Origin of the sequence: Psychrobacillus vulpis (genome assembly GCF_006861825.1) — a bacterium.
Taxonomy (GTDB): domain Bacteria; phylum Bacillota; class Bacilli; order Bacillales_A; family Planococcaceae; genus Psychrobacillus; species Psychrobacillus vulpis.
The window spans coordinates 211,059-236,502 of record NZ_VDGI01000001.1; the positions used below are offsets into that span (position 1 = coordinate 211,059).

Consider the following 25,444-nt stretch of genomic DNA (forward strand, 5'->3'; position numbering starts at 1 on the left):
CATTTTTTCTTTTATGCCGTAATTTCTCTTAGATGAATACTATACAAATGATTTCTACCATTTAATCAGTATGCAATATATCAGAACTGATGATACTATGGATTTCAGTAGAATGCAATATATTAGACGAAATTAATAGAACATTTATTTTATTATAACAATATACTTTTACATTTAGCATTTACATATTTACGTGGATTATGTTACTATTGGTAAAATTTAAATGCAGTGAAGAGAAGAGTAAATAAAGAAATTCTTTTGCAGAGAGCTCCGGTTGCTGAAAAGGAGTAAGAATTTTTTATTGAAACAAGCCTCTGAGCAGTACATTGGAACCAGATATGGGGATGGTGTGACGGGAGCTCCCGTTATAGAGCTTAGGTATACGCAAATCTTGTATTCGCCGTACCGAATGAGATTAATATGGCGACATATTAATAAACTGGGGTGGTACCACGACTTTCTAAATCTCGTCCCCAAGACAACAGTCTTGGGGGTGAGGTTTTTTTATTTGCATTTTTTCAAAAGAAAGGAGAACAACCCAATGTTTAAGAAATTGTTATTAGACTGGAAGTACCCTTCCATATTATTGTTAGGAATAGGAATATCTAATTTTGGTGCATGGATTTATTTAATTGCACTTAATTTGATCATTTTAGACATGACCAACTCACCACTTGCAGTAGCAGGCCTTTATATTGTTAAACCTCTTGCTACACTGTTTACAAATATATGGGCTGGAAGCGTAATTGACCGCATAAATAAACGCAATCTAATGGTAGTTCTTGACCTTTTTCGAGCGTTACTCATAGCAGTTCTACCTTTAGTTTCTAATCTTTGGATCATATATGCAATCGCCTTTGTTATTAATATGGGCAGTTCTATGTTCGAACCAACATCCATGACCTATATAACAAAATTAATACCAATAGAGCAAAGAAAACGTTTTAATTCTTTACGCGGTTTAATAGACTCTGGGGCTTTTTTAATCGGCCCAGCTATAGCCGGTATTCTTTTCCTATTAGACACACCAGTAGTAGCAATTTATATGAATGCAATCGCTCTATTTTTCTCAGGCATCATTACACTATTTATGCCTAATCTAGAAAAGGATACTTCCATTAACCAATCGGATACTAATTTATCTTTCGATGTTATCAAAAAGGATTGGCGCATTGTTCTGAATTTCAGTTATCGTTACGCTTACATTATGTTCATTTATTTTTTGTTTAGTTGCATAATGGTAATGGCAACAGCTTTAGACTCTCAGGAAGCTGCATTTGCTAAATCAGTACTTTATCTATCTGACAGTGAATATGGTTTTCTAGTAAGTATTGCTGGAGCTGGTATTATTGTAGGTGCAATTGTAAACACGGTTTGTATAAATAAGCTAAAAACATCCTTCCTAATTGGATGCGGCTCATTGTTTGTCTCCATAGGCTATAATGTTTACGCTTTTTCTAGTTCTTTCTCGATTGCTGCTGTAGGATTTTTTATCCTTGCCTTCTCACTTGCTTTTGCCAATACTGGGTTTCAAACGTTTTACCAAAACAATATTCCAGTAGATGTAATGGGAAGAATCGGAAGTATATACGGACTATTTGAAGCATGTTTAGTAATTATGACTACTATTATTATTGGGGTTACAGCACAACTCATCTCTATTCAGCCAGTAGTAATTATAGGATCATTACTAATGCTAGCTATTACAATCCTATTATTAGTATTTAGTGTTAAACCTTCTCAAAGTAGGTACTATTCGAATGTAAATGAAGTATGAACTCCAGTTGGAGGAAAGTGACCGAGTCACTTCCCTCTAAACATTAGCGGTAATCCTGGTCCTTCTAAGAAGAATAACCGTAGATTTCCGCTTGTAACGGAATCCTTGAACCAAAGTCCATGATTACTGATTCATGACATACCTAGTTTTTATACTTCCTAATTCTTCGAAAAAATACAAGGGGCATGACAATGTCACGCCCCTTGTATCCATAAAATTCAGTAATATACAACGTGATAAAACATTAGGTACAATTCTAATGCAACTATCTCGTGTAAAATGGCACTGCCTTATTTGTCTTCAGGAAAAAGCACTTCTTTCAATGCATCATCCGAGGAGTTGTCCGTCAGCTTTACTTTAGAACGATACGCTGCTCTTGTAATTAGATGACCTGCAACTGGAGCTGTCAAAAACACAAATACAATTCCTAGTAGCAATCTAACACTAATAAAACCTTCGTGCACCCAAAAGTATACAAATGCTCCGGAAAGGGATAATAACACTGCTAAAGTTGAACTTTTCGTCGCTGCATGAGATCGAGTATATACATCGGGTAGACGAATAATTCCAAACGCACTTATTACACTCATTATACTTCCGAGAAGTATGAGCAATGCAGCTCCTAGTTCAATTATCTGACTTGTGTTCAACAATAACCCCCCTTTCCACATATTTTGAAATAGCGATTGTACTTATGAAAGCAAGTATTCCTAAAATAAGAATCGCTTCTAGAAATGCCTTTGTTTTTAGCACAATAGAGATAACTGCAATTGATGAAATTAAATTTACACCAATCATATCTAAAGCAACTGTTCGATCGGGCATCGACGGTCCTTTAATAATTCTATATAGAGCGATTGCAATAGAGAAAGCAAATAATGCAAGTGCAGTTAAAAGTATCTTTTCCACCATTAGCGAGTCACCTCCATAATTGCTTTTTCAAATTTCCCTATCGACCTTAGTACATCAGCTTTTGATTTTTCTAAATCCATCGCATGAATGTAAAACATATCTCCTTCTGGGTTCACTTCCATTACAACCGATCCTGGAGTTAGGGTTAATAGCATCGCTAAAGTAGTTATTTCCCAATCCCCGCGGAGTTTAGTTTTATATGTAAAAATACCAGGTTTTATTTTTAACTTAGGGCTTAATATTTGTTTACTGATTAATACACTCGAGGCAGCTAACTCAGATATGAATATAAAAAACAACTTGATAATAGAAATCAATCTTCTTAAATAAAATTGTGTTCCAAAAAAACGATGCATTAAAAAGATTATCCCGATTCCAACAAGAAACCCTGAGAAAAACGTTGTAATCTTAAGTTCATCCTCATCCTGTAACACCATCCAAAGAAAAGCAATAAATAAATTAAGTAAAAATTGTGCTGGCATTTAGCGTCACCTCTTCCATTACTTGTTTCCACTTAAAACTGCATCAATATAAATAGAAGGATTGAATAATGTGTTTGCTGCATCACTCACATAACTAGACAACACTTCAGCCTCAAGTCCAAGGGAAATCGTTCCGATACCAAGCAGTACAATTGGAATAAGTAATCCTTTCTTCAATGGCAATTCATCTTCCGGGCTAATAATCGTTTCACCAAAGATAGAATTTAAGAAAATACGAAGTAGCGAATATAATACAACGACACTAGAAATAAATGCGAGAGCTACTAAAACGTATGAGCCGTTTTCAATAGCCCCTTGTCCCACTAGTACTTTTCCAACAAATCCACTTAGAGGAGGAATTCCTGCAAGGGAACATGTCACAACAAAAAACATCCAACTAAACAACGGATAATTTCGAATAAGTCCACTCATTTGGTCAAACTTTGTTACTCCAGTAAGAACAATCATTGTACCAACAAGTAAAAATAACATCGCTTTGGCAATCATGTCATGAATAATATAGTAAATGGAACCTTCCAACGATGTTTGTGTTCCAACAGCCAATCCAATCAACATAAAACCAACCGCTATAACAACATTATATGAAGCTATTTGCCTGACATCTTTATACGCAACTGCACCCATACATCCGACTATTAAAGTGATTCCAGCCATAATCCCTATTAAGTTATGTGTAATCGAAGGTTCATGGTAGAAAATCAATGTAAATGTGCGGAATAATGCATATATCCCTACTTTTGTTAAAAGTGCACCGAATAATGCAGCTATCACTGTTGGAGGGGCACTATAGGATCCTGGTAGCCAGAAAAATAATAGCAATCCAGCTTTTAAACTAAAAACGATTAAAAAGAGAATACTAACGGTTGTCAAAAGTGGTCCTTGACCTGCTTCTGCAACTCTTTCGGAAATATGAGCCATGTTCAAAGTTCCCACTGTACCATAAAGATAAGCAAGTGCTACTAAGAAGAACCAAGAAGAAAGTATATTGATCACTACGTATTTAATGGATTCTCTTAATTGTGCCTTTTCACCACCCAACGTCACTAAAACATAGGACGCTAATAACATCACCTCAAAACAAACAAATAAGTTAAATAAATCACCTGTTAAAAAGGATCCATTAACTCCAGCTACTAAAAACAAAATAAATGGGTAGAAAAACATTCTTTCATGTCTTTCTCCGATAGAAGAAAATGCATATATTAAGCAGATAGCCGTCACAACACTAGCAGTTAGCACTAGTAATGCAGAAAAAGAATCTGCCACAAATAGAATTCCAAAAGGCGGCTTCCAGCCACCAAAATCTAATCGCATAATACCTTCTGTTTGAATTCTGTTTAAAATATATACACTAATACAAGCAACTCCAATCATCGTCAGCAAACTAATTATTCGCTGTAAACGAATATACGGACGAAGAAATACGAGTAAAACCCCTACCATAATAGGGAGGATTAATGGTAAAACAATAATATTATTCATCGTTTGTTCCTCTCAATGCATGAAGATCATCTGAACCAAGGTCCTGATATGCCCGATACGCTAACACAAGGATAAAAGCAGTTACTGCAAAGCTAATAACAATTGCAGTTAATATCAATGCTTGTGGAAGTGCATCCGTATAAGGTGCATCCGCTTCTTTCAATAAAGGAACACTTCCTTTTTTCAAACCACCCATTGTTAAGATTAGTAAATGGACTGCATGAGAAAATACAGCAGTTCCTAGAATTACCCGTATAATATTTCTTGAGAGGATTAAATACGTTGCAACTGCAGTTAAAATTCCTATTAAAATAATTATCAACGTTTCCATACGCTATTCATCCTCACTTATACTTAAAATAATCGTAACAACTACTCCTACAACAGCTAACGCTACACCCGCTTCAAAAATGGTTACAGTTGTTAGCTCTGTTTTGCCGAAAATAGGCAAATCAAAATAGGCAAATGTTTGTGAGAGAAATGGTACTCCTAGTAGCAGTGAACCAAATCCTGTGGAAGTCGCAAGCAATACTCCGAATGCAGCAACCATTTTAAAATCGAGAGGAAGACTCTTTTGAACAGATTCTATATCACTCGATAAATACAAAAGCACAAATGCCGAAGCTAATACTAGTCCTCCGATAAATCCGCCACCAGGCGTATTATGACCTGACAAGAATAAATACACTCCAAAGGTCAATATGATAAATACAACTATTTTAGTCACTGTCCGTAATATGACATCATTAATTCTCAATATCTGCATCCTCCTTTTTCGCTCGGAGCTTAATCATAGTGAAAATACCTAAGCCAGCTATAAAGAGAACGACTACCTCTAGCATCGTATCAAATCCTCGAAAGTCTCCTAATATTGCATTTACAATATTAGCTCCACCTGCTAATTCATATGCATTTTCAAAGTATCGAGAAATTGTTTCAAACTTCTCGTAGTTCAATACCGAAAATGCAACAAGCATGACAACTACCCCGACACCAATTGAAACAATTGCATTTGTAAGTTTTGTTTTGGAAGATGAGGTTTCTCTCTTCCACTCTGGTAAAAAGTAAAAGCATAAAAGAAATAATGCAGTCGTTACCGATTCCACTACAAGCTGCGTTAAAGCTAAATCAGGTGCCCGGAAGATAACGAAAAAGATTGCAATAGAATATCCTAATACACCGTTTAGCAACGTTGCTGTAATCCTTGACTTTGCAAAAAGCATCGCTACAGCAGCAACTGCCATAACCCCAACTAGTATCGCCTCGTACACTCTTATCGAAGCATCCGTAGATATATCAATAGAAAACGCTCCTGAATAAAACAAAAAGCCTCCAACTGTTACAATAAAAAACACAAATATATAAACTAAATAGTCACGTAAAAAACCAGTCATATACCCTTTAGTAACAATAGTAGAACCTTTTTCTGTGGATGATAGCATGCTATTGTATAACATATTAAACGTATACTTTTGCGAAAATAATCCATACACAGGCTTCCATTTCTTAAGTTGGTTATATAATAGAGCCCCAATTACAATCACACCAATTGTCATCATAAGTTCCGCATTAAACCCATGCCATGCGTAAATAGAAGGTGTTAGCTCTTTTGGATCTCCAAAAGTAGGATAAACACTTGCCATCGATGGCTGAAGTATATATTTACCTAATAAGTCTGGGAAAAAGAAAATTCCTACTACAAAAGCACACAATATCAAAGGGGAAATAAGCATACCAACTGGTGCTTCATGAATAGGCTTGTCTAATTTTTCTGGTTGTGCTGGACCTAAAAAGGTTTTAATAATGAAAATTAAACAATAAACAAACGTAAAAATACTCGCTATCCATGCAACAATAGGGAAAATAACACCAAAGGTTTGCAATGAAAAAACATCCGCATTACTAATTTGTACCGTAGCTGCAAAAAACATCTCTTTACTTAAGAAGCCATTGAACGGTGGAAGTCCCGCCATCGACAAGCCACCGATCACCGCAATAGTAAATGTAAAAGGCATTAACGTAAATAATCCACCAAGTCTTCTAATATCACGTGTCCCGAGCTCATGATCGACAATTCCAACGACCATAAATAGCGCTCCTTTAAAAGTGGAATGGTTAATCAAATGAAACAGTGCAGCGAATGTTGCTTGTGTGTAAATAATAGAATCGGCTGAATAACCAATATTTAGTGCGATCGATCCTAAACCAAGTAGACTCATTATTAAGCCAAGCTGACTAATTGTAGAGTAGGCTAGTAAAGCTTTCAAATCAGGTTGACGAACTGCGTTAAAGGAACCCCAAAACATCGTCATCATCCCAATGACACTTACCGACCAAAACCAAACTTGGTCCCCTCCAAAAACAGGAGTAAAACGAGCGACTAAGTATATCCCCGCCTTTACCATCGTTGCAGAATGCAAATAAGCACTAACGGGAGTTGGAGCTTCCATTGCATCTGGAAGCCAAATATGAAATGGGAATTGCGCTGATTTTGTAAAAGCACCTAATAATACTAATATCATCGTTGGAAGAAACAACGTATGATCTGTGAAATCTCTAATACTTAATACAATCTCTCGAACACTAAATGTACCTGTCATCGTATGTAGCATTATAAATCCTACTAGCATAGCTACTCCACCACTTACAGTGATGAGCATTGCTTTTTGAGCTCCTTGTCTTGAGGCTTTACGATGATTCCAGAAGGCAATTAATAAGAAAGAAGAAACACTTGTTAGTTCCCAAAATACATATAAAACCATTAAGTTGTCTGAAAAAACAACCCCAAGCATGGCACCCATAAATAATAATAAGTAACTATAAAAATGTTGAAGAGATTCTTTTGTAGAAAGATAGAAAATAGAGTATAGAATGACTAAACTACCTACACCAGTTATAAGTAATCCAAATATCATACTTAGACCATCTAAATAAGTAGTGAAGTTAATATCTAATGAGGGAATCCAATTATATGTATGGAAGAATGTTTTTCCACTTGCTACCGAGGGAATTAGCCTAGCAAGAAGAATAAACAAAGTGATAGGTACTAGCATAACAAACCAACCGATATGGACAAATTTGATACGCCTATACAAAAAAGGTACTAGTGCAGCTATTATAAATGGAAAAATGATTGCAAAATTAACTGAAAACAAATGATAGCCTCCTACTTCAAAATAATATGTGGGAATTCCGAGTTAAATAAGATTGATTTCTTTTTTATGAGATGCTTGACTATACTAGAATCTAGTTGCATAATAGGAATCCATATGGAGTCCTTATGTACTTCAGGGGAATTTGAGGTGTTTAACATTGCATGAGTAATTGAAAAGTATGAAAAATGCTTTTCACTATCGAGTGAAATGACGTTATCATCTATACTGTTGGTACTTTTATCGAGTGAATGTGTATGAATATACACTAAAAATTATACACTAAAAAAGCCTTACTTGCACTTGAAGTGTTTTATCATTAAACAATTCAACAATTATAAACTTAAAAATAAATACAGAATACTAATAAAAAAGAGGTGTAGACTACCATGAAGCATGCTAAAGGTCGAATGGACGAGAGTTTACTAGTCTGCGTATATTATGGACCAAACGGTGAACGTCTGATTAGACGAGGACATAAAATGGCTTCTATGTTAGATTGCCCACTCTATATATTAACCGTAGATCCACTTCCATACGATGCATTCGACGCTGAAAAATCAGGTTATATTGAACAATGGAGAAATCTCGCGGAGGAATTAGAGGTAGAGGAATTTATTATCCGCGATAATGAAAGACGTCCTTCCAGTAAGGTTATTAAAGAAGTTGCTCACCAACTTAATATTACCCAAATTGTAATTGGACAAACTGCTCAGAGCAGATGGGAAGAAATTACGAAAGGCTCTTTTATGAATGTTTTATTAAGAGAAATTCCTTTTGTAGACTTCCACGTTGTGTCTGTGGAACGCTCTGTCAAAGATGAGGAAGATGGCATTTTTGAAAAAGGGGTTCGTGCATATTTAGTTGCAGAAGGTGATACGTATAAAGTATCCTTCACTTGCGCTAAGAATATGTGTCAAGAAGGAATCTTCTTTAAAGAAATTGGTACTGATTTTGATAATGGAATATTTAAATTTATGCATAACAATAAGATGCATCAAGTTCATATTCACGAGAACCTAGTAACAGATTCAACACAAGTTCCCGACGGATGTAGTGTAAAAGCACATTAAAGTTCTAAAAAAGAAGACTCTAAGAGTCTCCTTTTTTTTACAGAACAATTTACAATTGGTCCGTGGATTTTGTATATTGTCCTTGGATGTTATGGTCTCTGAACTGTGATTTTTCTATCTTTAGGCAACCAAAGCGCTACTAATCCTATAAGTGGTAACGTTGACACAATAATCATCGTGTCGTATACGCCAACATGATCCATTAAAATACCTATTACTACTGCCCCGATTGCTCCCATTCCAAACGCAAGCCCAACAGTCAAACCTGCCATTGTGCCGATTTTACTTGGTACAAGTTCCTGTGCATAAACAACAGTTACGGAAAAACTAAGCATGATAAAAAATCCGATGAGAATAAGTGATACGACAACTGCGAATAATGGAACATAGGGTAAAATCAAGCAAAATGGAATTGGTACAATAATGGATAGTAAGATCACATTTTTTCTACCTAATCGATCTGCCATTGGTCCTCCAAAAAATGTTCCGACTGCACCAAGCGCAAGGAAGATAAAAATAAATAGCTGTCCTTTTTCGGTTGGAAAATTATAATGCTCCTTTAAATGAAATATATAAAAACTTGTCATATTCGTTACATAAAAGGACCTTGCGAAAATGATTATAAGTAGTAAAGTTAAGGCAACTCCCACTTGTTTTTTAGTAAGTTCTGGCAAAGAAGAAAGAATCGTTTTTTTCTTTTTAGCTAAGCTTTCTTGTTCTAGTTGTTTCTTATACCAAATAGAGATTTTCGTTAATAAGAAGATCCCTACCCCAGCTACGATTAAAAAAAGGGCTGCTCCTATTTGACCGAGAGGTAATAAAATAAATGCACTGATTAGCGGTGCAAGAGCTTGTCCTGAATTTCCCCCAACTTGATAGATAGACTGCGAAAGCCCTCTTTTAGAACCTGCAGCCATAAACGAAACTCGTGATCCTTCTGGATGAAAAATAGCTGAACCAAACCCTAAAAAGATAACTGATAGAAGAATCATCCAATACTGTGGTGCAAGCGCAAGTCCTGCCATACCAACAAAAGAGCTCACCATACCTAGTGGAAGAGCATAAGGCATCGGCTTTTTATCACTTATAAAACCAACGACTGGTTGTAAAACAGAAGCCACTATATTTAATACAAAAGAAATTAAACCTAATTGTGTAAATGTTAGACCCATGTCCCTTTCTAGTACAGGGAACATTGCTGGGATAACTGCTTGAAGAGAATCATTAAATAAATGACAAAGCCCGATTGCAAACATGATGGGATAAACCGGATTTCCTAATTTATGTGTGGCATTTCCAGTAGACATATTTTTCGACACATTCTTTCTATACTCGAATAATTTATGCAATAAATTTATTATAACGTAAATTTCGACAATTCAAGTGAAATAATTATCGGCGAAAAAAGGGAATAGGTACTAATCTTTAGGAAACACTATACGGAAGCCATTTTTAAAAAGGAGTTTGAATATGAATGGATAAGTTTTTCGACATAAACTTTTGGGAAATGATCATAAGAACAACCGTTTCTTTTGTAGCATTACTGATCTTAGCACGCATTTTAGGAAAAAAACAGCTCAGTCAACTTACATTCTTCCACTACATTACAGGGATTACTATTGGATCTATCGCCGCTGATCTTGCGTCGCAAAAGGAAACTCCTTTTATCGATGGGCTTATTTCGCTAATTTGGTGGACTTTCCTTACATGGCTATTAAGCTTCATTGCATTGAAATCAGCAAAAGCACGTGTTCTTATCGACGATGAACCTACTATTGTCATTAAAGATGGAGAGCTATCTGTAAAATCATTAAAATCCGCTCGTTTACATATGGATGATTTATTAATGATGCTCAGAGAACAGTCTATTTTTTCTATTCAAGATGTTCATTACGCAGTGCTTGAAACAAATGGCGAGTTAAGTGTTTTCAAAAAGGTGGAACAACAAGAAGCCACGAAGCTTGATGTAAAAGCAACAACTACACTTCCAACTTTTATGCCATCTGAAATTATTTCAGACGGTAAAATTGTACAAAAAAATTTACTCGAGTTAGATTTAACTGAAGAATGGGTAATGCGAAAACTGCGTAAAAAAGGAATAGAATCCGTTGAAGATGTCTTCTATGCACAACTCCAAACAAATGGATCTTTATATATTAGCCTAAGAAAAAACGGGATATAAAAGGACTTCCTTCATTTGGGAAGTCCTTTCAGGTTATAGACAAATTCGTTTTACAATGAGAATAGAAATGTATAAGAATCAGCAGGGCCGGCCACTTCGCTTTCCGTGGCAGGCCCTGCCTATTTTTCAAAAATTGAAAGTGGAAATGTGTATATCCTGTTATCAGTCAATGTTTCTTGGAATATCTGAAAAAATTCCGGTTTGACTATCCTATTTCATCAAGTAAAAAGGCTATTGTCCACTTTTCAGTATATTGATGATAAAAATAGCGGAAGGTGGCGACTCCTGTGAAACAGCGAGACAGTCCAAGACCCCGCAGGCAATAAGTAGGAAGGCTAAGATCGCCGCGTCCTGCTCCTGCGCAAAGCTCATCGCAAAAGAACTTTTGCGGCAACGCCATCATGACCAACATCCTGTTGGCCCGAGACTTGGCGCGAGCCCGCGGAAAGCGTCCCCCTGGAGCAAGTGCTACAGTAAAAGCACGATAATCACTATGTTCTTAATACTTTTTGACTCATAAAAAGGCATTTGTCGACAGTCTGAAAGGACTTCCTATTTCGGGAAGTCCTTTTTCATTAAATTTAGAATGCCTTCATAGCATTGACAAGTGACTTTGGTGCTTCGTACATACTCATATGCCCGACACCTGGTAAAAGCACTTTTGTTATATTCTCTCCATTTGCAGAAAAAGTATTTTCATTTGGAATTAATTGATCAGCATCTCCAGCTAATAAAAGCACAGGTAACGTTGTATTATCTAAAATATCTCGACGATCTTTTCTTTCTTTCATTGCATTTAGAGCATTTTTAGCTCCCTCTGAAGAAGTTTCATATCCTATTTTTTTCACTTCCTTCATGTTCTCTTGCTGGCTTTCTAAATTATCAGGTGAAAACAACTTTGGCACTAGTCCTTCTATAAAAGCTTCGATTCCTTCACTGTCAATTTTTTGTGTAGAAGTAATCCTTCCTTTTTTAGCCTCTTCCGAATCTGGAAATCCTGTGGAATGGATTAGTGAAAAAGCGCTTAACCGTTCATGATATGCTTCTGCAAATGCTAATGTAATATATCCTCCTAAAGAATGACCATACATTGTTACTTTCTCTATATTTAACGAATCTAAAAAATCTTTAATAAAAGTGGCATACTGTTCGATTGTATTGACATTACCTTGAGCCGCAGATCCTCCATGTCCTGGTAAATCTATTGCGAGGACACGAAACATATTTTTCAATTCAGGGATAATGTTGTTCCAATACTCTGAACTACCACAAAATCCATGAATCAGTAAAATTGCCTCCCCTTCTCCTTCGTCTCTGTATGTTACCTTTGATTCGTTGATTTGTAAGTGCATTTCTTCCATCTCCTTATTTACGCAATAACTTTTCAATATCTTTATTCAGCTGCTGTAAATCTACTTCATCTACTTTTTCGTTCGCTAGATTGTATTTTTCTTTCAACGAGAGAATACGATTCACACTTTCGTTAATACTTTCCTCTGAAATTTCACCATCTTTTACTGCTCTTACAATAGCTTCGATTGTTTTTTTCACGTTTGTATAGTCATGAGCTATTAAAACAATATCGTTTCCTGCCTTCACTGCCTCAACAGCTGCTTGGTCGATTTTATAATTGCCTAATATTGCATTCATCGTCATATCGTCTGTCATTATTACCCCATCAAACTGCATCTGTTCTCTCAATATACCTGTAATAATTTCATGGGACATAGAAGATGGAAAGTTCGGGTCAATCTTGGGAAGTAGGATATGAGCAACCATGACGACATCCGCTCCATCTTCCAAAGCATTTTTAAAAGGAATTAATTCTAGTTTATTTAATTCCTCTAAACTTTTTCTAATTACTGGAAGCTCTTTATGAGAATCTTCTGCCGTATCTCCATGTCCTGGAAAATGCTTCACCACAGAAATTACGTTTTGACTCTGAATCCCTTGCATCGTCTGTATGCCTAGTTCACTAACTATGTTAGGATTATTTCCAAAAGAACGATCCCCAATAACCGGATTTTTAGGATTACTATTCACATCCAGTACCGGTGCAAAATCAATATTGAAACCAAATGCATTCAGTTGTTCTCCTAAATGAGCACCTATGCTATAAGAATACGAAGGATCATTTTGCTTGCCTATTTCTTCGTTTGTAGGAAGCCTACTTAGTCCCGGTAATCGAGTAATTCTCCCCCCCTCCTGATCGACACCTAAAAATAGTGGAAATTTTTCTTTATTACTTTCTGATTTAATCACATTCAATAAAGCAACTGTTTGATTAGCTTCTTTCAAATTGTCTTTAAAAAAAATGATTCCCCCTACTTTATCTGTTGAAATTAAACGCTTCGTCTCTTCAGATAAATCCGTTCCTTGAATACCAGCAAATATCATTTGTCCAATTTTCTCCTCTAGACTCATCTTAGATATTGCTGGATTTTCTTGTACAATACCCGTTTTTACATCCGTGACAACAGATATATGATCGACGGATGGGTTCGGATTATTTTCTGTAGGTTTCGGTAAAACCCACTTAAGTTGATATGTAGAGGTAACATTGTAGACAAGAATTATTTGATTTACTTCGTCATCTTGATAGCTGCGTATCTCATCAGCTTTTCCTTTAATCGTTTTAATATCATTTAAGTAAATTTGCTGGACAGACACTCCGTTAGATCGAATATCAAAAACAGAATTGGTTCGATAACCAATTGCCGTGGATTTAGATACATAGTCCTCGTATGTAGCCATTGTAAGTTCACTACTTTTGTCTGGAGTTCCCCATAATTCATGTACTTCCTGAATATTCGTTTCTCCTACAATGAATGGAACATCCAATGTTTGCCCTTTTTTTGCTAGTTCAAATATGAGCATGACAAGGGATTCCACTTCTGAAGGTTTTTCTAGGTCCATCATAGAATCCTCACTATGGATAACTCCCTTCTTCTCTTTATTATTTTCTATAACCATCACAACAACCGCGATTACTAAAAACAATACGAGAATCAGCAATATTTTTTTAATCACACATAAACCTCCCAACTAGTGGTATACCCTATTTTCTATTTCCATAATCTTAGCCTTTATTCCTCTATTTTATTTATAATATATTTTTTATACTTGATATATTTTTTATATCTAATTATAATGAAATTAGAAACGAGGGATGAATAAGATGAAAATTTGTCCATATTTAGAATCATCATTTCAAATACTAGGAAGACGTTGGAACGGTTTAATCGTTCATTACTTATTTAGCTGTCCTGATTATACAGCTCACTTTTCAGATATGAAAAAAGATTTAACCGATATTACTTCTCGTGCTTTATCTCTCAAACTGACAGAACTTGCAGAGCATGGTTTAGTAGAGAAAAAAATGACGGTAGAATCCTCAGTAAATATTTCGTATCACCTAACTACCGCTGGACAGGAACTTGCTGAAGCACTTAAGCCTGTACACGCCTGGGCTAAACAACATATTACTTTAGAAAATTAAAGAAAAGGGGAAAAAATATGACAAACAAAAATCCAATGATGTGTGATTTAGAAACGGGCATTTGCGGTCCAGTTGGGGAAGGAAATACAGGAATACAATTAATCGATTTAACAGCACCAAGCAAAAAAATCGATATATACTACGTAACCGATCCAATTTGTTCTCATTGCTGGGCATTAGAGCCTACATTGCGTAAATTTATGGAAGAATACGGCCAATATTTCAACATGCATACTTTAATGGGTGGGTTGCTTGAAAAATGGGATGGCTTCACTGATGTTTCCAACGGAATTTCCGACCCTGCAGATGTTGCAGGACATTGGAGAGAAGTAGGAGAACACTCCCGTATGCCAATCGATGGTTCCTTTTGGTTTGAAGATCCAGTTACATCGTCTTATATTCCATCCCGCGTTTACAAAGTAATTCAACAAAAAGACGACAGTTTAGCACCTGTGTTCTTACGTAGAGCAAGAGAAGCAGTATTCCCTTTCAATCAAAACATTGGGAGCGATCAAATACTAATCAAAATTATCAATGAAATTGGCCTCAATGGAGAAGAAATCGTGAAAGAATCGCATCTTCCAGCTGCTCAAGAAAGTCTACAAGAAGATTTTCAAATGGCTGGCAGACTAGGAGTTCGAGGGTTTCCAACAATTGTTTTCTTAAACGAAGAACAAAAAGGTATAAAAGTTGTTGGTGCTCGTCCATTGGAAAACTATATTGAAGCACTAAAACAGATGCTTCCTGAAGAAAACATTCAAGCTAAAAATGCTCCAACATTAAAAACTGTTCTTCAAAAAGATGGGCTGTTATTCTCTCGTGAAATCGAAGAATTATATAATTTGGAACAAAAAGATGTGGTAGCCTTTGTTGAGAAAGAATTAACTACAGGGAGCTATGTAGTAGAAGAAATCCTTGGAGAGAAATATATTAAAATGAATAAATAATGCACAAAGCCCTCAAGTAGCAGTTGCTTGAGGGCTTTTCAGACTGTAGACAAATTCGTTTTACAATGAATAGAGATGTATAAGTGAATCAGCGGGGCCCGCCACTTCGCCCGTGATCTTGGCTTCAACCTCCTCGTCACTGCAAAGACACTGGCCAAATAAAGTTCGGCCAGTGTCTTTGCTGCGGGGTCTTCAGCTCAAGCTTTTCCCACAGGAGTCTCCGTGGCGGGCCCTGCCTATTTTTCAAAAGTTGAAAGTGAAAAAGCTTTAATTGTCCACTTTTCTGTTTATTGAAGTTAAAAATAAGCGGAAGGCGACGACTCCTGCGGGACAGCGAGACAGTCCAAGACCCCACAGGCTATAAGTAGTAGGAAGGCTAAGATCGCCGCGTCCTGCGGCAACGCCTTCATGACCAACATCCTGTTGGCCCGAGGCTTGGCGCGAGCCTGCGGAAAGCGCCCGCCTGGAGCGATTGCTACAGGAAAAGCACAATAATTACTATGTTCTAATACATTTTGATTCATAAAAATGCATTTGTCGACAAGCTGCAATGCCTTCAAGTAGCAATTGCTTGAGGGCTTTTTTTATTCCGGTAATATTTCGTACGCCATTTTAGTAATTACTTGTTTGTGTTCTGGGTATTTCTCTAGTAATTCACTTTGAGTGAAAAGTTCAAAGTCATCAAAATCAAATCCTGGAGAAACCATACAACCAACGAGCGAAAATGCACCATTGTGAACAACGGACGATCCAAAAATTGAATTTTTGGGAACGATAACTTGAGGGGATTCTCCTTTTTCAATGTTCAGACCTAGCTTATGCTCATAGTACTCACCTTTTTCATCAATAACATGAATTATTAGTGGACTGCCACCGTGGAAATACCAAAGTTCATCTGATTTTAATCGATGAAAATGTGATACATCATTTTCACCAAGTAAAAAGTAAATACTTGTAAATAGTTTTCTAGTAGTTCCAAAAGCATCTATCGATTCTTGTGAAGTGTGAGTGCTTTTAAAATAGCCGCCCTCTGGATGGGGTTCTAACCCCAAATGATTTATGTAATAGCTTGCGTCCCTTTCCATCTTCTAGTCTCCTATTCTAAATGCTTTGTACAGTTGAAAAGATGACATATTTTTTTTTCATCTTGCAGTTCGATTATTGTAACAGACGTGTTTCCAATATCTCTTGAAAATTCTTCTTGTGGAATAAGTGCATTGATTAGTCTTCCAATAAATCCTCCATGACTGACTACTAATACTCTTTTTCCAGGGTGGGCATTTTTAATCTCTTCCATAAAAGACATTCCTCTAGAAATAATAGCTTCTTCTGGTTCAAATCCTAATTCCAAATCTCTCCAAGCAGTTCCCCATTTAGCTACACGTTCTTCCTCTGTAGTACCTTCAATAATTCCCCCGCCGATTTCTCCTAGCCTCTTATCTACAAGAAAATCGATGCCTTGTTGTTTTTCAGCAATTATTTCTGCAGTTCTTTTTGCACGAATTAATGGGCTTGTATAAATAACATCCCATTCTTCTTTTTCTATTCTATTAGCAACTCGCTCTGCCATTTGGATGCCCTCGTCATCGAGTGGAACATCTGTATTTCCTTGAGCTCTTCCTTCTTTATTCCAAGCAGTCACACCATGTCTTACAAAGCCTATTGTTGTCATATGATTATCCCCCTTACATTTTGTTATTATTCACTACACCAGCATTTCATCGAGAGCGAACGTAACTGTTGTATGATTTTCCTATTGACATGAAATCCCCATTCATGTTCTTCCATTATAAAGAAATAAAATAAAAATGAAAAATTTATTTTCCCACTTGACCTTGACGTTGCGTAAAGGTTTAGACTGAAGTTATTAGGAGGTGATGGTGTGGAATATACGGTGCAAAAGCTTAGTCAACTGGCCGGAATCAGTACACGGACGCTTCGATATTATGATGAAATCGGTTTGCTAAAACCTGCGCGAATCAATTCATCTGGCTATCGTATTTATGGTTCATCGGAAGTAGATCGACTGCAACAAATTTTGTTTTATAGGGAACTTGGTGTGAATTTAGATAGTATTAAGGAAATTATGACATCGGAGTCATTTGACGGAGCAACTGCATTAAGAGAACATCGAGAAAAATTGCTTGAAAAAAGAGCGCAATTGGATTTATTAATCGAAAATGTTGATAAATCCATTCAAATAACAGAGAGGAGAATTACAATGACCGACAAAGAGAAATTTGAAGGTTTTAAACAAAAGCTTGTGGACGAAAATGAGAAAAAGTACGGGAAAGAAATTCGAGAAAAATATGGAGAAGATGCTGTAAATAAGTCCAATACCAAAGTAAAAGGTATGACTCAAGCACAACACGAAGAAGTGACAAACCTAGCAGAGAGAATTGCAGAGAGTTTAAAAGCAGCGATGGCAGCTGGCGATCCAGCTGGTGAACTTGCACAAAAAACAGCAGACCTACATCGCCAATGGCTAAGCTATTATTGGGATCAGTATACAAAAGAAGCTCATGCAGGTGTCGCACAAATGTATGTGGATGATGAACGATTTACTGCTTACTACGACAAAATCCAACCAGGTGCTGCGGAATTTTTAAGAGATGCGGTTCAGATTTATACAAAAAACTAAAAAAGTTTATCTCGACTATAATAATCTTTGGAGTAATTGCTTTTTAGTAAAGTTATTCCAAAGGTTTTTTCTGTTTATTTAGTCAAAATGAAGTTATGTTAATTTGTATACTTCATCTAAATATACATATACATTAAGAAAAACGTATTTTTAGGAGGGCTTGTGCTGAAAAAAAGAAGTGTTTTATTAAGCGGACTATTAACGGCGTTTGTAATAGTTGGTGGTGGCTATTTCATAAACACAAAGTTTTCTTTTGAAGCTCAAAAAACAAACGAATTGATATTTAAGAATAATACAATCTATTCAGAAGAAGTACTACAAGCATTAAAGAAAGAAAATTACAAGGTTGGTGCTCTTGGTCTTAACGCTCTAAGTAAATCCATTTTAATAACGATTAATGATTCAGAACAAAGCATTAATAATGAGCGAGAAAAAATAGAGTTTATTGTTTCTGAACTATCAAAAGAAACCATGTATAAGGACTACTCAGTTGAGGTACTAAAAATGGAGTCATTACCAATAGGAAATCAATTCCCTAGTACGTTAAACGATATATTCCATTTACTTCTTGTAAATTTAAGAGCTGATTTTAATAATATAGATGATATCAGCGTTGCTCATCGCTCCGAAAGAATTATTGTAAACATAAAGGCAAGCATTTTGAGTTCGGACGAGAGTGCTAAAATTATTGCAAAGGACATTGAACAAAAAGTTCTTCAAATCGTAAAATCTAAAGAAGCTCAATCCTTGATGAGGATCAAAGAATCTTCTTTAGAAGTTAAAGTATATAGCAGTGACCAAAAGAAAATAAATTAACTTTGTAAAAATCTTATTTTGACGAAAAGACTGTTTGGATTATTTCTACATCCTCAGGATATGCAAGTGATAACTCCGATAGCTCCTCTATTGGCTTCCAAGCTATTTCATGAATAAATTCATCTGGATCTTGAATTTTTATCTCCCCACTCTCTATTTCTACTAGAAAGTATTCTACATAATAAGAAATTCCGTATTCACTAATGACGCCATTCTTATTTTGTACTTTATCTACAATACGAACTGTAAATCCTGTTTCTTCATAAAACTCTCTTATGCAGCATTGTTCAAACGTTTCTCCATCTTCCATTGTTCCTGATGGGACGGTCCATTTCTTTTCTTCTCCTGGAGCTGCCTGAAGAACCATCAGTACCTCTTTTTTTTCATTCATACAAATGCCTGCTGCACCTTGCCATTTAAACATGTTTACTCCCCTAACTTCTTTTATTAGATTATATCTACATCACTAATTTCAGGTACATACCGAGATTTTTCTAAGTCAACAAGCCCATTAGAACGAAAGAATACTCCTTCTGCTTCTAGCATTGTTCTTTGAGAATAGGCAGATTCTTCGTCCGAAATAGCTATTTCCCCCTTGATATTCACTATTCGATGCCATGGTAATTTATGTTTTGAACTCATTGTGTGAAGTATTCGTACGACTTGCCTTGCCCCTCTTGGACTCCCTGCAACTTTTGCAATTTGCCCATATGTCATGACTTTTCCTGCAGGAATTGACTTTATTATTTGAATAACTATTTCTGTAAAAGGGTTCATTCATGTCATCCTTTCATTAATTTGATTATAACTGATTTAGAATATTTTAATCAGTACCTTGCATAGAATAATACCATATGATATGTTACTATCAAAGGTACTGTTTAATGAATAGTAGTGAAAGGAGTGTAAAAGAAATGAATATTCAATTTAAGAAAGGCGTTTTGAATCTATGTGTACTTGTCTTATTGGATAAGCAAGATCGATATGGCTATGAGCTTGTACAAAAAATATCCGACCAGATTTCAATTTCCGAAGGTTCTGTTTATCCATTGTTAAGACGCTTAACGAAAGAAGGATACTTCACGACATATTTACAAGAGTCAACGGAAGGACCTCCTCGTAAATATTACAAGCTCACTGAGCTTGGAAGGACATATTTACATGAGCAGTTGAATGAATGGAAAAGCTTCACAAATGGAGTGAATAATCTAATAGAAGAGGGTGTAAAAAATGACTGAACAACAATTCTTAAATGAGCTTGAACTTGCTTTAACTGTACTTCCTGCAGATGAACGTAACGATATAATTCAAGATATAAAAGAGTATTTCACTATTGGCCGTGAAGATGGAAAAACAGATAGTGACATTGCTGCTTCTCTTGGCTCTCCTAAAGAAATTGCACAGGAATTACTAGAAAATCATGTGCCGGAGAGAATCCAAACCGACAATAAAGTGATTAAAATACCTAACTCAAGCTTTTCCAACGTAGTCATGAATATCGATTACGGTGCACTATACGTTTACCCATCTGAAACAGATGAAACAACGGTGGAATTAATAGGAGAGAACGATAAACTTGAGCTTACTACTGATGTTGTTAATGACACTCTTTCCATTCAGTTAAAAACAAAGAAGTTCAAGTTGTTCAGTTTCTTATTTCTTATTAAAGAGCTAAGAGTAAATGTAGCCCTACCTAAAAAACTATATACTTCAATTATTATGAAAACCGATAATGGTCGCATTCGTGCAGAAAAGTTACTTGGCAAAGCTATCAAAGTGAATTCTGATAACGGCAGCATCGGCTTAAAAGAATTTGCAGCCACTATTTTAGAGGTAGAAACAGATAACGGTCGTATTGAAATTGATAAAGTACAAGTCGATAAGCTTTCAACTCAGACAGATAATGGGCGAATTGAAATACGCAACATCGATGCTGAACAAATTATATCGGAGACAGATAACGGACGAATTATGATGGAATATGTGAATGGTGATATCATTGCTAAAACTGATAACGGCAGAATATCGCTTTTAACAACAAGTCTCGATCGATCGATTCAATTAGAAACAGATAACGGTAGCATTCTTGTTGAAACAGAAAATGAACCGACAGACGTATCAATTCATGCCAAAGTTGACCACGGTAGGATTAATGTGTTTGGTGAAAATAACTCCCGTACAGTTTTTGGAAGTGGGTCCAATACAATTCGTCTTTCCTCTGATAATGGAAAAATAACAGTTACAAAGAAAAATATTGACTGAAAACGTAGTAAAAAACCGCCTTTTGCATTTGCAAAGGGCAGTTTTATTTGGATTTATATAATCTACACTATGAACAAAACAAGAAAAATTTCACTACATGAAGCTTTGCGCTACGGCAAAAGTACGTTTCTGATCTATTAAAAGCATTGGTAGGATCGGATTTCATTTCTATTTATAACATGCCGAGTCCAACCAGTTCTTCTCCTCCAACGAAAACCGAAAATGAATTGTCTTCCAACATTCATTGGATAGAACCAAAAACTGTTCCCATTAATTAACCATATATATGTGTTTGAAAATAAGCAAGAACGAATTCCTCTTGAACCTGATTGCCAAGCTGGTATTGGTGGTGAAAAGCCAGGCGGTGGAAATCCTGGTCCTGCTGCTGGTGGTGGTCCAAATGGCGGTGGTTCAAAGTAATCCTGTTGTGGCCATCCTGGAAAGCCAAATTGGTCAAAGCTTTCACCACTTTGATCATACTGGTTAAAATACAAAGTCATATCCCCCCTTCTACGTAATTTAATATATGAAAGTTACGTAAAAGGGTGTAAACCATCCATTAACAAAAAGCTCATTCTCAAAAAAGGTGAATTCGTCTACTTCTTCAAAATAGATCTCTAGTAAAAAATAAAAAATACTGTTACGAAGCCGATGAGATTACGACTTTCGAACAGTATTATGTTACTTAATTTGTTGATTGTTCATATATCTCAATACCGTTTAATGAAACGCCACCATTCTCGATTAATACAGCCTTTGATCCAAATCCTTTCGAATATATCCCCCCCTTTACGCTTATGGCTTTAATTTCCCCTTGTACGTGAAGGCTATTAACGTTAGGCCCATTCGTAACAATCTTCCCTCCAATTTCAACTTTGTCGATCGTACCACCTTCTTTGACACTTAGTCCGTCAGCAGACAGTTGTGTTATCACTCCCTTTACTAAAGATTCTCCTTCACCTCCGTAAGTTTCAATATCTTCATGGATGATTAAGATTCCTACAGGTCTACTAACTTGAATACCAACAGAAGCATTTGCATGTGTGACAATACGTTGAAACTCCGCATGCTTTGCACTTCCTGCATATACATTGAATCCTCTAGCTCCCACTCCATTCGTCTCAATATTACTGAGTATTCGAATGGTCTCAATTTCATTAAAATTTACAAAACCAATACCACTAGGACCATGTGAGGTAATTTTATCCTCTGCAATCCATTCGCTCACAATTCCCCAATTATCTAACACCATGTCATTCACACCATACGTCGTGACAGGACCTTTATTCACTACCTTCTCCACATAAGCGCCATGAACAACAAAAACTCCACCTGTAATAACATCTGGTGTACCCTGTTTAATCTTCCCATTAGAGTGAATTTCACCTGTTTCCAACAGATCAACCTCAAGCACACCGCCAACATTTCCAGCCCCACTAATAAATATGCCGCCTCCTCGCACAGGATTGTCTTTGCTTCCAACTTTCAAACCAGTAAGGTGAGCTGTAATTGTCACTTCTGTATCTGTTTGTCGATTCCATAATGTGAAGGCTAGAAGACTATACGTTAATACGTGCGAACAGGTACGATTAGTTGTAAAACCGTGTCATCATGAACAGAATTTAAAATGAATGGTCGCATGGCACCTGTAAACTGAACTATTACGTCATGTCCATCCAAAGCTCTTAATGCTTCCATCATGTATTTCGCACTAAACGAGATTTTTATCTCTTCCCCTTCTATTGACGTCGATTGAATTTCTTCTTCCACTTCTCCTATTTCTGGTGAGCTTGATGAGATTTCCACAGTATTTCCTTCTAGGGAAGATAATCGAACAATATTATTACGTTCTTCACGTGCTAGTAAAGAGGCACGGTCAATTGCTTGAAACAACGCTTTTCCGTTCATTGTAACAATCGTTTTATATTCAGTTGGTATTAACCGAGAGGTGTCTGGATAATTCCCTTCTAACAAACGAGAGTAAAGCGAAACATCTTCCGTTTTAAATAATACTTGTTGGTTCGTTATCGCTATATTAACAGGTTGTGATGATTCCCCAATGATTTTGCTTAATTCATTTAAGCTCTTTCCAGGAATAACTACGTTATATTCCCCTTCTAGAGCTTGTTCCAAACTTATTTTGCGACGAGCAAGACGATGACTATCTGTTGCTACACAAGTGAGCTCCCCATCCTTTACTTGCCAAAGAACTCCTGTTAGTACAGGTCGACTTTCAGATGTTGCCACGGCAAACACTGTTTCTCGAACAATTGATTTCACTAAATCAGCTGGAATAACAAACTGTCGATCGTCTAGAACTTCAGGAAGCAATGGATATTCAGAAGCTTCTTGTCCGATTAAATGAAATTTTGACTTACCAGATCGAATATGCGTATGATAATTTTCTTTCACTTCTATTTCTACATCACTTGTTGGTAGCTTTCGTATGATTTCATTAAACATCCGCGCTTGCACAACAATCGACCCTTCTTCAATTACACGAATAACTTGCTCTCCATCTTCTTCTGCTTTGATAATTGTTTGAATCGTTATATCTGAATCACTACCAGTCAATTTTAAACCTTCATCTGTAAGTTCTAACTTTATCCCTGTCAAAATAGGAATAGTTGTTTTTGAACTAACTGCTTTCATTACATCATTTAACCCATCTAATAACCGGTGACGCATAATTTCAAATTTCATTTTTTTACCCCACTTTTACTTCTATTATTTTTCGTAATTATTCGCAAACCTAATTATTCAATTAAAATTAATGTAACATTACGAAAATTTATTTGCACTACGTTTTTATTAAACTATAAAAGCCCTATCCCTAAAAAATAGTGATAGAGCTTCTTTTAATCGACTTTAAGCAGCATTTTCTTTTTTATTTTGAAGCTAAATTTCTTCCGATAAGATTTGCTGAAACAGGTTTTTTTCCTAGTTCCCTTGCCCAAACGGACAGTTGACCAATATGATGAATTTCATGCGCAATAGCATGTCGCATAACCTCACCCCATGTGTCGGTAACAATTCTTCCATCAGGCATAGTATCTTGAAATAGTTGGTTATCCATACTCTCTTCCCACGCAGACACAAACTGCTCTACTTCTTTTCGAAATTTAGCGTCCAACTCTCTAACTTTTTGCAAGCTTTGGTATTCTTGAAAGTTCTCCTGAAAATCGGACTTTCCTTGAAGCAGCCTTATCCAGCTCCACTCTACATCAATTATATGAAAAAGTGTGTGCAAAATCCCTCCTACTCCACCCGTTCTATCCACGAGAAGGTCTTTCTCTTCAACTTCTTCACACCACCGATACCACTCTTCCCTTACCATCCAGTTATAACGAAATAACATTTGCAAGTTAATCCCCCCGTGTTATTTTACTCTCCGTAACATTCTACCCTTGACCAAAAAATCCTTTTTAGTCCGCAGAAACAAAATGATCTTTCTTGAGTAAAGGGACTGTTTGATATACATTTAACCGACTACAATGTTTTACATCTGTCTCAAATCCACGTTCTCGTAGTTCTCGACCACTTCCGCAATCCCAAATTAACTCGTTTATCTTGTTCTTGGAGTAATGGAAAGCACCAATGCATACTTCTGCCTCTGGTGATTTGTCTCCTTCTAAATTTGACAGAATAGCACCAGCCCCTAAATAATCTTCCATTGATGGACGAAGATTGTCTTCGAATTCCAGTCCATGACTCCATTGTTCACCGCATGGAACGACTGTAATATTTGCATTCGTTTGTAACCTTAGTTTATTGGCAACAACCGCCACTGATGAAGCATTTAGTAAAGAGCCGATCAAAAGAGCAGGAACCTTTGAGGCAATCCAAGTACAAAATGCACCATTAAGGGAGGACAACACATACTTCTTATTAACATGTTCCTCGTTAAAAGAAACAGGTGATAAAGTTGGCATACTTACTTTAGCTGCCTCTGCTCGTCCTAAAATATATTCAGCGCCAATCGTTTCAGCAAAGTCTTTCCCATCTAAATTAGGTGGATATGGATAAATTATTGCTCCGTAATGTAATGCTGTTACAACAGTTGATGAGAAGCTCAGGACATCCACAATGATTATGATGTCCCCTCGTTCATCCGCTTCTCTTGCACCACGTTTTCCCCATTCTACACGACAAATGTATGGAGATTGATCAAACATAAGAACACCTCAAATTCTTATAT

28 protein-coding genes and 1 other annotated feature are annotated in these 25,444 nt (G+C 36.3%); of the genes, 9 read left to right on the forward strand and 19 right to left on the reverse strand.

The features are described 5' to 3' along the window. Nucleotides 1-219 precede the first annotated feature (219 nt). Nucleotides 220-478 (forward strand) — a binding site (T-box leader). 63 nt (nt 479-541) lie between these two features. Then, the gene (locus FG384_RS01035) at nt 542-1,777 is read left to right on the forward strand and encodes an MFS transporter (protein WP_142640699.1); all 1,236 of its coding nucleotides are present in this window, start codon (nt 542-544) and stop codon (nt 1,775-1,777) included. Nucleotides 1,778-2,067: 290 nt separating this feature from the next. Here the strand turns inward: FG384_RS01035 and FG384_RS01040 are convergent, their stop codons facing one another. The 7 genes from FG384_RS01040 to FG384_RS01070 are packed head-to-tail and all read right to left on the reverse strand — an operon-like array spanning nt 2,068 to nt 7,829. Beyond that, nucleotides 2,068-2,448: a Na+/H+ antiporter subunit G gene (locus FG384_RS01040; protein ID WP_142640700.1), complete on the reverse strand. Its 381-nt coding sequence runs from the start codon at nt 2,446-2,448 to the stop codon at nt 2,068-2,070. Further along, on the reverse strand, nt 2,405-2,689 hold the full coding sequence (locus tag FG384_RS01045; protein WP_142640701.1) for a Na(+)/H(+) antiporter subunit F1: 285 nt from the start codon (nt 2,687-2,689) through the stop codon (nt 2,405-2,407). The genes FG384_RS01040 and FG384_RS01045 overlap by 44 nt, the downstream gene beginning before the upstream one ends. Then, the gene (locus tag FG384_RS01050) at nt 2,689-3,171 is read right to left on the reverse strand and encodes a Na+/H+ antiporter subunit E (protein ID WP_142640702.1); all 483 of its coding nucleotides are present in this window, start codon (nt 3,169-3,171) and stop codon (nt 2,689-2,691) included. Before FG384_RS01050 ends, FG384_RS01045 begins: the two co-directional genes overlap by 1 nt. 18 nt (nt 3,172-3,189) lie before the next feature. Continuing rightward, complete coding sequence (locus FG384_RS01055; RefSeq protein ID WP_142640703.1) at nt 3,190-4,674, reverse strand: Na+/H+ antiporter subunit D; 1,485 nt, start codon at nt 4,672-4,674, stop codon at nt 3,190-3,192. Next, a complete protein-coding gene (locus FG384_RS01060; RefSeq protein ID WP_142640704.1) occupies nt 4,667-5,005 on the reverse strand; it encodes a Na(+)/H(+) antiporter subunit C in 339 nt (112 codons plus the stop codon). The genes FG384_RS01055 and FG384_RS01060 overlap by 8 nt, the downstream gene beginning before the upstream one ends. Before the next feature lie 3 nt (nt 5,006-5,008). After that, nucleotides 5,009-5,431: a Na(+)/H(+) antiporter subunit B gene (locus FG384_RS01065; protein WP_142640705.1), complete on the reverse strand. Its 423-nt coding sequence runs from the start codon at nt 5,429-5,431 to the stop codon at nt 5,009-5,011. After that, nucleotides 5,421-7,829: a Na+/H+ antiporter subunit A gene (locus FG384_RS01070; RefSeq protein ID WP_142640706.1), complete on the reverse strand. Its 2,409-nt coding sequence runs from the start codon at nt 7,827-7,829 to the stop codon at nt 5,421-5,423. Before FG384_RS01070 ends, FG384_RS01065 begins: the two co-directional genes overlap by 11 nt. 386 nt (nt 7,830-8,215) lie before the next feature. Between FG384_RS01070 and FG384_RS01075 the strand changes: the two genes are divergently transcribed. After that, on the forward strand, nt 8,216-8,899 hold the full coding sequence (locus FG384_RS01075; protein ID WP_142640707.1) for a universal stress protein: 684 nt from the start codon (nt 8,216-8,218) through the stop codon (nt 8,897-8,899). A gap of 89 nt (nt 8,900-8,988) precedes the next feature. On the opposite strand, the gene FG384_RS01080 is transcribed toward FG384_RS01075, so the two are convergent. Continuing rightward, complete coding sequence (locus tag FG384_RS01080; protein WP_142640708.1) at nt 8,989-10,206, reverse strand: MFS transporter; 1,218 nt, start codon at nt 10,204-10,206, stop codon at nt 8,989-8,991. Nucleotides 10,207-10,373: 167 nt separating this feature from the next. Here FG384_RS01080 and FG384_RS01085 point away from each other — a divergent pair, with 167 nt between their 5' ends. Continuing rightward, complete coding sequence (locus FG384_RS01085; RefSeq protein WP_142640709.1) at nt 10,374-11,081, forward strand: YetF domain-containing protein; 708 nt, start codon at nt 10,374-10,376, stop codon at nt 11,079-11,081. A 581-nt stretch (nt 11,082-11,662) separates the two neighbouring features. Here the strand turns inward: FG384_RS01085 and FG384_RS01090 are convergent. Both FG384_RS01090 and nagZ read right to left on the reverse strand, forming a co-directional pair. Next, entirely contained in the window at nt 11,663-12,433 is a 771-nt protein-coding gene (locus FG384_RS01090; RefSeq protein ID WP_338101307.1) for an alpha/beta fold hydrolase, read from the reverse strand. A 13-nt stretch (nt 12,434-12,446) separates the two neighbouring features. Continuing rightward, nucleotides 12,447-14,111, reverse strand: a complete 1,665-nt coding sequence (gene nagZ / locus FG384_RS01095; protein WP_240793307.1) for a beta-N-acetylhexosaminidase — start codon at nt 14,109-14,111, stop codon at nt 12,447-12,449. A gap of 148 nt (nt 14,112-14,259) precedes the next feature. On the opposite strand from nagZ, the gene FG384_RS01100 reads away from it, so the two are divergent. Together FG384_RS01100 and FG384_RS01105 are read left to right on the forward strand one after the other, a co-directional pair. Beyond that, nucleotides 14,260-14,580, forward strand: coding sequence for a winged helix-turn-helix transcriptional regulator (locus FG384_RS01100; RefSeq protein ID WP_142640710.1), 321 nt, complete (start codon nt 14,260-14,262; stop codon nt 14,578-14,580). 17 nt (nt 14,581-14,597) lie between these two features. Next, on the forward strand, nt 14,598-15,527 hold the full coding sequence (locus FG384_RS01105) for a DsbA family protein (RefSeq protein WP_240793308.1): 930 nt from the start codon (nt 14,598-14,600) through the stop codon (nt 15,525-15,527). A 584-nt stretch (nt 15,528-16,111) separates the two neighbouring features. Here FG384_RS01105 and FG384_RS01110 read toward each other — a convergent pair. Beyond that, entirely contained in the window at nt 16,112-16,612 is a 501-nt protein-coding gene (locus FG384_RS01110; RefSeq protein WP_142640711.1) for a cupin domain-containing protein, read from the reverse strand. Between the two features lie 11 nt (nt 16,613-16,623). Further along, nucleotides 16,624-17,199 carry a histidine phosphatase family protein gene (locus FG384_RS01115; RefSeq protein WP_142640712.1) on the reverse strand — a complete coding sequence of 192 codons (576 nt, stop codon included), beginning with the start codon at nt 17,197-17,199 and terminating at the stop codon, nt 16,624-16,626. Between the two features lie 210 nt (nt 17,200-17,409). On the opposite strand from FG384_RS01115, the gene FG384_RS01120 reads away from it, so the two are divergent. Then, nucleotides 17,410-18,168, forward strand: coding sequence for a MerR family transcriptional regulator (locus FG384_RS01120; protein WP_205961723.1), 759 nt, complete (start codon nt 17,410-17,412; stop codon nt 18,166-18,168). A gap of 162 nt (nt 18,169-18,330) precedes the next feature. After that, the gene (locus FG384_RS01125) at nt 18,331-18,984 is read left to right on the forward strand and encodes a hypothetical protein (protein ID WP_142640714.1); all 654 of its coding nucleotides are present in this window, start codon (nt 18,331-18,333) and stop codon (nt 18,982-18,984) included. Between the two features lie 13 nt (nt 18,985-18,997). Here FG384_RS01125 and FG384_RS01130 read toward each other — a convergent pair whose 3' ends face one another. Continuing rightward, nucleotides 18,998-19,408, reverse strand: coding sequence for an NUDIX hydrolase (locus tag FG384_RS01130; protein WP_142640715.1), 411 nt, complete (start codon nt 19,406-19,408; stop codon nt 18,998-19,000). 23 nt (nt 19,409-19,431) lie between these two features. Continuing rightward, nucleotides 19,432-19,761 carry an MGMT family protein gene (locus FG384_RS01135; protein ID WP_142640716.1) on the reverse strand — a complete coding sequence of 110 codons (330 nt, stop codon included), beginning with the start codon at nt 19,759-19,761 and terminating at the stop codon, nt 19,432-19,434. 137 nt (nt 19,762-19,898) lie between these two features. Between FG384_RS01135 and FG384_RS01140 the strand changes: the two genes are divergently transcribed. Continuing rightward, nucleotides 19,899-20,222 (forward strand): PadR family transcriptional regulator, encoded by a 324-nt coding sequence (locus tag FG384_RS01140; protein ID WP_093272325.1) that lies wholly within the window; start codon nt 19,899-19,901, stop codon nt 20,220-20,222. Continuing rightward, nucleotides 20,215-21,246 carry a DUF4097 family beta strand repeat-containing protein gene (locus FG384_RS01145; protein WP_142640717.1) on the forward strand — a complete coding sequence of 344 codons (1,032 nt, stop codon included), beginning with the start codon at nt 20,215-20,217 and terminating at the stop codon, nt 21,244-21,246. The genes FG384_RS01140 and FG384_RS01145 overlap by 8 nt, the downstream gene beginning before the upstream one ends. A gap of 137 nt (nt 21,247-21,383) precedes the next feature. On the opposite strand, the gene FG384_RS01150 is transcribed toward FG384_RS01145, so the two are convergent. The 5 genes from FG384_RS01150 to FG384_RS01170 all read right to left on the reverse strand — a co-directional run bounded on the left by FG384_RS01150 (nt 21,384) and on the right by FG384_RS01170 (nt 25,421). Then, complete coding sequence (locus FG384_RS01150) at nt 21,384-21,746, reverse strand: hypothetical protein (RefSeq protein ID WP_142640718.1); 363 nt, start codon at nt 21,744-21,746, stop codon at nt 21,384-21,386. Between the two features lie 185 nt (nt 21,747-21,931). Next, nucleotides 21,932-22,762 (reverse strand): hypothetical protein, encoded by an 831-nt coding sequence (locus FG384_RS01155; RefSeq protein WP_142640719.1) that lies wholly within the window; start codon nt 22,760-22,762, stop codon nt 21,932-21,934. Between the two features lie 50 nt (nt 22,763-22,812). Then, the gene (dnaN, locus tag FG384_RS01160; protein WP_142640720.1) at nt 22,813-23,949 is read right to left on the reverse strand and encodes a DNA polymerase III subunit beta; all 1,137 of its coding nucleotides are present in this window, start codon (nt 23,947-23,949) and stop codon (nt 22,813-22,815) included. A 184-nt stretch (nt 23,950-24,133) separates the two neighbouring features. Next, complete coding sequence (locus FG384_RS01165; RefSeq protein ID WP_142640721.1) at nt 24,134-24,610, reverse strand: DinB family protein; 477 nt, start codon at nt 24,608-24,610, stop codon at nt 24,134-24,136. A gap of 61 nt (nt 24,611-24,671) precedes the next feature. Continuing rightward, complete coding sequence (locus FG384_RS01170; RefSeq protein WP_142640722.1) at nt 24,672-25,421, reverse strand: 2-phosphosulfolactate phosphatase; 750 nt, start codon at nt 25,419-25,421, stop codon at nt 24,672-24,674. Nucleotides 25,422-25,444 lie beyond the last annotated feature (23 nt).

Excerpts from the sequence above, each read along its gene's own strand:
- FG384_RS01105 (WP_240793308.1), top strand. The coding sequence starts at position 14,598 with ATGACAAACAAAAATCCAATGATGTGTGATTTAGAAACGGGCATTTGC.
- FG384_RS01060 (WP_142640704.1), bottom strand. The coding sequence starts at position 5,005 with ATGGAAACGTTGATAATTATTTTAATAGGAATTTTAACTGCAGTTGCA.
- FG384_RS01110 (WP_142640711.1), bottom strand. The coding sequence starts at position 16,612 with ATGGAAAGGGACGCAAGCTATTACATAAATCATTTGGGGTTAGAACCC.
- dnaN (WP_142640720.1), bottom strand. The coding sequence starts at position 23,949 with ATGAAATTTGAAATTATGCGTCACCGGTTATTAGATGGGTTAAATGAT.
- FG384_RS01100 (WP_142640710.1), top strand. The coding sequence starts at position 14,260 with ATGAAAATTTGTCCATATTTAGAATCATCATTTCAAATACTAGGAAGA.
- FG384_RS01050 (WP_142640702.1), bottom strand. The coding sequence starts at position 3,171 with ATGCCAGCACAATTTTTACTTAATTTATTTATTGCTTTTCTTTGGATG.
- FG384_RS01045 (WP_142640701.1), bottom strand. The coding sequence starts at position 2,689 with ATGGTGGAAAAGATACTTTTAACTGCACTTGCATTATTTGCTTTCTCT.
- FG384_RS01055 (WP_142640703.1), bottom strand. The coding sequence starts at position 4,674 with ATGAATAATATTATTGTTTTACCATTAATCCTCCCTATTATGGTAGGG.
- FG384_RS01135 (WP_142640716.1), bottom strand. The coding sequence starts at position 19,761 with ATGAACCCTTTTACAGAAATAGTTATTCAAATAATAAAGTCAATTCCT.
- FG384_RS01090 (WP_338101307.1), bottom strand. The coding sequence starts at position 12,433 with ATGCACTTACAAATCAACGAATCAAAGGTAACATACAGAGACGAAGGA.
- FG384_RS01040 (WP_142640700.1), bottom strand. The coding sequence starts at position 2,448 with ATGTGGAAAGGGGGGTTATTGTTGAACACAAGTCAGATAATTGAACTA.
- FG384_RS01080 (WP_142640708.1), bottom strand. The coding sequence starts at position 10,206 with ATGTCTACTGGAAATGCCACACATAAATTAGGAAATCCGGTTTATCCC.
- FG384_RS01035 (WP_142640699.1), top strand. The coding sequence starts at position 542 with ATGTTTAAGAAATTGTTATTAGACTGGAAGTACCCTTCCATATTATTG.
- FG384_RS01085 (WP_142640709.1), top strand. The coding sequence starts at position 10,374 with ATGGATAAGTTTTTCGACATAAACTTTTGGGAAATGATCATAAGAACA.
- FG384_RS01140 (WP_093272325.1), top strand. The coding sequence starts at position 19,899 with ATGAATATTCAATTTAAGAAAGGCGTTTTGAATCTATGTGTACTTGTC.
- FG384_RS01075 (WP_142640707.1), top strand. The coding sequence starts at position 8,216 with ATGAAGCATGCTAAAGGTCGAATGGACGAGAGTTTACTAGTCTGCGTA.
- FG384_RS01145 (WP_142640717.1), top strand. The coding sequence starts at position 20,215 with ATGACTGAACAACAATTCTTAAATGAGCTTGAACTTGCTTTAACTGTA.
- FG384_RS01170 (WP_142640722.1), bottom strand. The coding sequence starts at position 25,421 with ATGTTTGATCAATCTCCATACATTTGTCGTGTAGAATGGGGAAAACGT.
- FG384_RS01150 (WP_142640718.1), bottom strand. The coding sequence starts at position 21,746 with ATGACTTTGTATTTTAACCAGTATGATCAAAGTGGTGAAAGCTTTGAC.
- FG384_RS01115 (WP_142640712.1), bottom strand. The coding sequence starts at position 17,199 with ATGACAACAATAGGCTTTGTAAGACATGGTGTGACTGCTTGGAATAAA.
- FG384_RS01130 (WP_142640715.1), bottom strand. The coding sequence starts at position 19,408 with ATGTTTAAATGGCAAGGTGCAGCAGGCATTTGTATGAATGAAAAAAAA.